The organism is Paraburkholderia sp. WS6 (assembly GCF_030464835.1).
Classification (GTDB): domain Bacteria; phylum Pseudomonadota; class Gammaproteobacteria; order Burkholderiales; family Burkholderiaceae; genus Paraburkholderia; species Paraburkholderia madseniana.
In genome coordinates, this window is the sequence record NZ_JALQCK010000030.1 from 111,330 (window position 1) to 118,771 (window position 7,442).

General features: G+C 63.0%; 5 protein-coding genes. 3 read left to right on the plus strand and 2 right to left on the minus strand.

What is annotated here, in order from left to right; translation table 11 throughout:
• The first annotated feature begins 6 nt into the window (after window positions 1–6).
• The 3 genes from M0D64_RS29845 (at window position 7) to M0D64_RS29855 (ending at window position 4,972) form a co-directional block, all read left to right on the plus strand.
• The gene (locus M0D64_RS29845; RefSeq protein ID WP_266260427.1) at window positions 7–2,706 is read left to right on the plus strand and encodes a CoA-binding protein; all 2,700 of its coding nucleotides are present in this window, start codon (window positions 7–9) and stop codon (window positions 2,704–2,706) included.
• Window positions 2,707–2,845: 139 nt separating this feature from the next.
• Window positions 2,846–4,144 carry an MFS transporter gene (locus tag M0D64_RS29850; protein ID WP_266260428.1) on the plus strand — a complete coding sequence of 433 codons (1,299 nt, stop codon included), beginning with the start codon at window positions 2,846–2,848 and terminating at the stop codon, window positions 4,142–4,144.
• Window positions 4,145–4,189: 45 nt separating this feature from the next.
• Window positions 4,190–4,972 carry a substrate-binding domain-containing protein gene (locus M0D64_RS29855; RefSeq protein ID WP_266260429.1) on the plus strand — a complete coding sequence of 261 codons (783 nt, stop codon included), beginning with the start codon at window positions 4,190–4,192 and terminating at the stop codon, window positions 4,970–4,972.
• A gap of 15 nt (window positions 4,973–4,987) precedes the next feature.
• Here the strand turns inward: M0D64_RS29855 and dctA are convergent, their stop codons facing one another.
• Window positions 4,988–6,289: a C4-dicarboxylate transporter DctA gene (dctA, locus tag M0D64_RS29860; RefSeq protein ID WP_266260430.1), complete on the minus strand. Its 1,302-nt coding sequence runs from the start codon at window positions 6,287–6,289 to the stop codon at window positions 4,988–4,990.
• A complete protein-coding gene (locus M0D64_RS29865) occupies window positions 6,286–7,215 on the minus strand; it encodes a LysR family transcriptional regulator (RefSeq protein ID WP_266260431.1) in 930 nt (309 codons plus the stop codon). Before M0D64_RS29865 ends, dctA begins: the two co-directional genes overlap by 4 nt.
• Window positions 7,216–7,442: the final 227 nt, after the last annotated feature.

The following is a 7,442-nucleotide window of genomic DNA, read 5'->3' on the forward strand; positions in this document are numbered from 1 at the left end:
AGCAACGTGTACAAGCAAAACAGCAGCCAGTTCAAGTATTTCGTCGGCGTCAACTCGCTGGCGCAGATCGCCACGCGTGACGATCGCGTGTGCGTGCTCAATATCCTGGGCGGTGAGTCCTCGGACGTGACGCCCGTCAGTCACGCGTTCTCAGGCGGGAATATTGTCTTCGGCACGGCGCCGGGCAAAGGCGGGCAAGTGCTCACCACATCGATCGGAGATATCCCGGTCTACAACAACGTCCGCGAGGGTCTGGAAGCGGGGCATCGGTTCAACTGCGGCGTGGTCTATCTACCGCCATCGGCGGCCCGCGACGGCGTCGCCGAACTGATCCGCGTCAATCCCGATCTCAAGAAGATTTTCATCATCACCGAAAAGATCGCCGTACACGACGCCCGCGAAATTCGCGCGATGGGTCAGCAAGCGGGCATCGACATCTTCGGTGCGAACGGGCTCGGCGTCGCTGACTCGTGGAATCGCGTAAGAATCGGCGGAGCACTCGGCGGCGATAGTCCGGACGATTCATTGCGCAAGGGATCGATCGCCATCTTCTCGAACTCCGGCGGCTTCAGTACGACGATCGCGCAGTACCTGCGCATGAGCGGCTGGGGCACATCGACCGTCATCTCGAGCGGCAAGGACGTCTACATCCACTATGCCGCGCCGGAATTTGCGTTCGCACTCGCCAACGATGCTCGAAGCAAGGCCGCTGTGCTCTATTGCGAACCGGGTGGCTACTACGAGGCCGATGCGGCCTTCACGAAACCGGTGGTCGCCTGTGTGGTGGGCCGGTGGAAGAGCCGCCTCACGCGTGCGGTCGGCCATGCGGGCGCGATGGCCGGTGGCTCCGACGACGCGCAAGCCAAGGAGCGCTGGTTCATGGAAATGTTCGGCGTAGACCGCCTCTTCACGCCTGACGATCCGTGCTGCTCCGCCAAGGGCGCGGTCGTCACGAACATCGCGCATATCCCGGCGGCGCTGACCGCCGTCATGCGCGCCAACGCGACGATGCCTGACTTCGAGCCCGAAGGCAGCCTTGCGCTCAAGCCGTGGTTCGGCTCCGACCAGGGAATTAAGCTTCCGTCCGACCTTGCGATCCCCGTAGTGGGAGCAGTCGCGCCCTACGACGAGCAAGTCTTGCAGGTCAATCGACAAGTCGGTGCGATTGCGCCACGTCAGGCGTTGAAGGATGCGTCGGGAGCATCGCAGATGGATGCGAAAACGCAAGTGAGCAGCCTGTATGGCGCCTCGATGCTCGACGCGGCGACGCATTCGCTCGAAGCGAACGTCAGCCTTGCCCTGCTTCACGAGTTCGGCGGAGAAAACGACGAGAAGCTCATCAATGTCGCGATCGCTGCGTCCGTCAATCTGCACGGAACGCCGGAGCTCGCGGCAGCGCAGGCCGCACGCGAGGCCGGCAATGCACCCAACGCCATCCTGGCCGCCGCGGCCTCGATCATCGGGCCGAATCGTCAGCGCGCGGCGCGGGATGCCGCGAAATGGATGATCGAACGCTTCTCGGCAGCCAGCCTGACGAGTACGCTCGACGAGAACTTCGACATCGCACGGATCGACGTCAGCGGTTGCGAGCCGCTCTTTGCCAACACGCGCGATCTGCGCGCCGAAGCGATGCTCGCGGGACTCGCCGAGCGTGGAGTCAGATCGGTCCTCGTGCGCTGGCTCACATCTCAGCCCGCTCACCCGACGGCAGACGCCGTTCTGGCCGCGATCTGCGTGACGCTCGCGTGGGGACCGCTGATGCGCAAGCGCATCTCGCGCGTCACGGCCGAGAGCCTGCCCTGGTGGACCATGCTGTTCGGGACGCTGATCGGTGCATCGGCGGACGCCTCGCGACACCGTCCCGACGGCTTTTGCGGCTTTACCACGCAAGCGCTGGTGAACGAACGCAGCCTCACCGAAATCTGTTTTGCCGCGTTGCTCAACCTCGCGCCGGAGCCCAACGATCTCTTCGCCTTCAGGACGCTCGTCGGTCTGCTGCTCACCAACGGTCCGGGAGCCATCTCGGCGCAGGGAGCAAAGGGCGCGGTATCCGCTGACGGCCCGGAAAGCCCCGAGCGTGTGCAACTCAACAAGGCGCTGGTCGGATTTCTCACCCATACAGGTTATACGCATGGCGGCAATGGCTATGAAGGCATCGCGTTCCTGATCGAAGCGTTCAGGGACAGCGGGCTTGCCGATCCGTCCGACCCCGCGCACGGCGTGGACCTGCGCTCGCTGGCCGAGCGCTCGGTCGAGCGCTATGCGAAGTACAAGGCCCGACAGAAGCATGCTGGCAGCCTCGATATCGCGAAGCTGCCGGGCGTGAACCATCCGGTCTTCAAGGACAGGCCGGTCAACTACGACCCGCGCGAAGTGTTCATCGCGGAACTGTGCGAGAAGCGTGGCGAATATAACGTGTTCCATGCTTTCTATCGCGAACTGGTGCAGGCGTTGTTTGATGCCGGCGTCTCCCGCAACGTGTACTGCGTAAACGTCGATGCCGTGATCGCGGCGCTGCTGCTGAAGATGCTGTGGCAGCCGCTGCAGCGTGGTGAATTGACTGAGACCGATCTGGAAACCGCCGCATTCACGGTCTTCCTTTATCCCCGCATGCTCGGATGCGCGGCGGAAATCGACGATCACCTGAACCGGGGGCGCAACATGGACACCCGAACGCCCGCGTCCCAGTGCCGCTTCGTAGCTTGAGCGCTTCGCCGATACTGATAGCCAACGCACATCAATCGTTTCGAAAATAGCACTTATCGTTTCGGGTGGTTCGGGCGAATATTCGACAAACAACAAATCGCCGGAACACCGCAAGTTCAAAATTTCTGGAGACACCTCGATGCATCCCTCCTCACCCCCGCTGGCCCCCGGGCAATCGAAGGCATCCGCCGTGCTACGCGTGACGGCAGGCAACTTCCTGGAGCAGTTCGACTTCTTCCTGTTCGGCTTCTATGCCACGCAGATTGCCGCGGTCTTTTTCCCGGCGGGGAGCGAGTTCGCTTCACTGATGATGACGTTCGCAGTGTTCGGCGCGGGCTTCCTGATGCGGCCGCTCGGCGCGATCATCCTCGGCGCGTATATCGACGATGTCGGTCGCCGTAAGGGCCTGATTGTCACGCTGTCGATCATGGCGAGCGGCACCATCCTGATCGCGTTCGTGCCCGGCTATGCGACGATCGGACTGTTCGCCCCGGCCCTGGTTCTCATTGGCCGTCTGCTGCAGGGCTTCTCCGCGGGTGCGGAACTGGGCGGCGTATCAGTTTATCTCGCCGAGATGGCGACGCCGGGCCGCAAGGGTTTCTTCACGAGCTGGCAGTCGGCGAGCCAGCAGGTGGCGATCGTCATCGCTGCCGCCCTCGGCTTCGCGCTAAATCAGTGGATTGACACGGCGGCGATCGCTGCGTGGGGATGGCGCGTGCCGTTCTTCGTCGGCTGCATGATCGTGCCGTTCATCTTCATCTTGCGGCGCAATCTCGAGGAAACGCAGGAATTCAAACAGCGCCAGCATCGCCCCAGCATGAAAGAAGTCTTTACGACGCTCGTGCAGAACTGGAATGTCGTGATCGCGGGCGTGCTGCTGGTCGCAATGACCACCACGACCTTCTATCTGATTACGGTGTATACGCCGACCTTTGGCAAGACGGTCCTGCATCTGAGCACCGCCGATAGCCTGCTCGTCACGCTGTGCGTGGGGATCTCCAACTTCATCTGGCTGCCGGTTGGTGGCGCGTTATCGGACCGGATCGGACGCCGTCCGCTCCTTCTCGGAATGACGATCCTGGCGATTGCGACCGCCTACCCCGCGCTATCGCTGCTGGCTCACGCGCCGAGCTTCGTCAACATGCTGCTTGTGCTGCTCTGGCTCTCGTTCATGTACGGGATGTACAACGGCGCGATGGTCGTCGCACTCACCGAAGTGATGCCGGTCGAAGTGCGTGTCGCTGGATTCTCGCTGGCCTACAGCCTCGCGACGGCGGTCTTTGGCGGTTTCACACCCGTTATCTCGACCGCGCTCATTCACATGACGGGCGATAAAGCCGCGCCGGGCTACTGGATGAGCTTCGCCGCGGTGTGCGGGCTCGGTGCCACACTCGCACTGTATCGGCGCCGTCGCGTTCCGCTGCATGCGGCTTCCTGAAGCATCGCTTCGCTCCTCGAACTTCAGCCTGGCGTTCTTTCAACCATGAAATCCATCCTTCTGAAACTCTGCACCGCCTCGCTCCTCGGCAGCGCCGCCGCTGCGGCGAATGTGCAGGCCGCCGATCTGCACGTGATGAGCTCTGGCGGCTTCACCGCCGCCTACAAGCTGCTCGGCCCGAAGTTCGCGGCGTCCACGGGCAACACGCTCGATACCGCGCTCGGACCGTCGATGGGCAAGTCGCCGGAGGCCATTCCCAACCGGCTTCAGCGCGGCGAGCCTGCCGACGTCGTGATCATGGTCGGCTATGCACTCGACGACCTCATCAAGCAGGGCAAGGTGATCCCCGATTCGCGCGTCGAGCTCGCGGATTCGCGCATCGGCATGGTCGTGCGCGATGGCGCGCCGAAGCCCGACATCGGGTCTGAGGCGGCGCTCAAGGAAACCTTGCTGCATGCCCGTTCGATAGCTTACTCGGATAGCGCGAGCGGCGTCTATATCGAGCGCGAGTTGTTCAAGCGGCTCGGCATCGAGGAACAGGTGAAGACCAAGGCGAAGATGATCCCGAAGATCCCGGTGGCGTCTGTGGTTGCAACCGGCGACTACGAAGTGGGATTTCAGCAGGTGAGCGAGTTGCTCCCGGTGAAGGGCGCAGCGTACGTCGGCAAGATTCCGGAGTCGATGCAGTCCGTCACGCGCTTTGCGGCCGGCATCCCGGTCGGCGCGCAGCATCCGAAGGAGGCGAAAGCGCTGCTCGACTATCTCGCGTCGCCCGCCGTGCAGCCGGAGGTGACATCGACCGGGCTCGATTCTGTCGCCACGCATTGAGACGACGGAATCGATTCAGCCCGGCAGGTCGGCGCGCTGATCGAAAGCTTCTTCGGGCTCATGCGCCAGGCTCAATGCTTCTTTCAGACGCGCCCGGTCGCAGGCGCGCTCCCACATCGATACGAAGATCACCGCGCAGGCGTTGCTGATCACGCTCGTCAGGGCACGCGCCTCGGACATGAAGCGATCGATGCCGACCAGTAGCGCGACGCCTGCAACCGGCAGATCGGGAATGACGGCGAGCGTCGCGACGAGCGCAACCAGTCCGCTGCCCGACACGCCCGCCGCGCCCTTAGATGTGACCAGCATGACCACGAGCATCGTCGCGATCTGGCCGCCCGAGAGATGTACATCGCACGCTTGCGCGATGAACATCGAGGCGAGCGTCAGGTAGATCGCCGTGCCGTCGAGGTTGAAGGAATAGCCGGCGGGCAGCACGAGACCCACGATGCCCTTGTCGCAGCCAAGCGCTTCGAGCTTGACGATGAGGCGCGGCAGCACCGGTTCGGTCGACGACGTCGCGAGCACGATGACGAGTTCCTCGCGAATGTAGCGCAGTAAACGCCAGAGGGAGAAGCGATGCAGGCGTGCGAGCGGACCGAGCACGCAGACGACGAACAGCAGGCACGCCGCATAGAACGACAACATCAGCATGCCGAGCGAGCCAATCGAACGGATGCCGAAACGGCCCACCGTGAACGCCATCGCGCCGAATGCCCCGACGGGGGCAAGCCGCATGATCAGCGCGAGGATGCGGAACAGCACGTGTGCGAAGCTATCGATGAATTCCTGCACTCGCCGTCCGGCGCTTCCGCTGGCGTTCATTGCGAAGCCGAACAGAAGGGCAAGCAGCAGGACCGGCAGAACCTCGCCTTTCTCGAAGGCGCCGACGAGCGTCTCCGGAATCACATGCAGCGCGAATTCGACGAGTCCGTGCGTCTGCGTGCGAGTCGAATACTGCGTGAGGATGGCGGTGTCCAGATGATGTGCGTCGATATGCAGTCCCGCGCCCGGAAGCAACGCGAACGCGCTCGCGAGCCCCAGGACGAGTGCAACGATGGTGAGAAAGTAGAACAACGCGAGCGCCTTCAGGATGGTCCGGCCGAACTTCGAGCCGCTCGCAAGCGACGTGATGCCGGTGACGATCGTGCAGAAGACGATTGGCGCGATCATCATGCGTACCAGCGCGACGAACGCATCGCTGAGCGGTTTCAGCGACGCGCCGACCTGTGGCCAGAAGTGGCCGACAGTCATGCCGAGCCCCATTCCAAGCAGGACCTGGACGTAAAGCAGCCTAAAGGGCCTTGGTAGTGTCATTTCGGGGTCTTCTTCGCCGCACCGACCATGCCGCTTCGCTTCGAGTCGAGGATCGTCTGGTAGAACTGCTGCGCGGCCGGCGCGAGGGGGCGTCCCCGGCGTCTGACAATACCGACTCGCCTCGTCACGACCGGATCGACGAGCGGCACGCTGGTCAAAATCGGATGGTCGCGCATGGGCATTGCCATTGAAGGCACCGCTGCCACACCGAGTCCCGCTTCGATCAGGCCGAGCATGGTGGTGACATGGCGGGTCTCGCAAACGCTCGGCACTGCCGGCGCCACGTTGGTCAACGCCTGATCGAGCAGCAGGCGGTTGCCGGAAGTCTTGTCGACGGAAACGTATTCGTGTTCATAAAGCTCGCTCCAGGTCACCTGCTTTTTCCGAGCAAGGGGATGATCGCGACGACACGCGGCGACGAACCGTTCCTGCAGCAGGACCTTGAACTCGACCTCGGTTTCCTGGCTGCCCATGAAGCTGACGCCGAAATCGGCTTCACCGCTGATGACCGAGCCGAGCACCTCGTTGGCGCTCGAGTCCAGCAGCTTGACCCGGATCCGCGGATAGCGGCTGTGATAGGCGGCAACGACGCTCGGCAGGAAATAGTAGGCGACCGACGGCACACATGCGATGGTCACATGACCGAGGCGGCTGCTGGAGACGTCGCGGATGCCGAGCAACGCGACATCGAGATCGTCGAGAAGTTGTTCCGCGCTTGGGGCGAACACGCGACCTATGGTGGTGAGCGTCACGCTGCGGGTGGTCCGCTCGAAGAGCCGCACGCCGAGCGCCGCTTCGAGCTTCTCGATGCGCCGGCTCAGCGCTGGCTGCGAAATATTGACCGCCTCCGCTGCTTTGCGGAAGCTACCCAACTCCGCGACGGCTCGAAACGCCTGCAAATCGTTCAGGTCGAAGTTGACGCCCACGGGCCATCCTCCGCATTTTAGATGCGACTATTTTGCATGATACGGATGCGCCCTTCGAGGCAACACTCGGTGATTAGCCCGCGAGGGGTGACCGAAGTCGGGATCGAGGGGCCGGTTTCGTCGTGTCAGCAGTCATTCATGGCCGAGAGGTGGGCGTCTCTTCCTGGCCGTTGAACGAAACCGCTCGCGCGGTAGGGGGCTCCGGCCAGCGCGTGCGGTTCATGGGA

Excerpts from the sequence above, each read along its gene's own strand:
- M0D64_RS29850 (WP_266260428.1), top strand. The coding sequence starts at position 2,846 with ATGCATCCCTCCTCACCCCCGCTGGCCCCCGGGCAATCGAAGGCATCC.
- M0D64_RS29855 (WP_266260429.1), top strand. The coding sequence starts at position 4,190 with ATGAAATCCATCCTTCTGAAACTCTGCACCGCCTCGCTCCTCGGCAGC.
- dctA (WP_266260430.1), bottom strand. The coding sequence starts at position 6,289 with ATGACACTACCAAGGCCCTTTAGGCTGCTTTACGTCCAGGTCCTGCTT.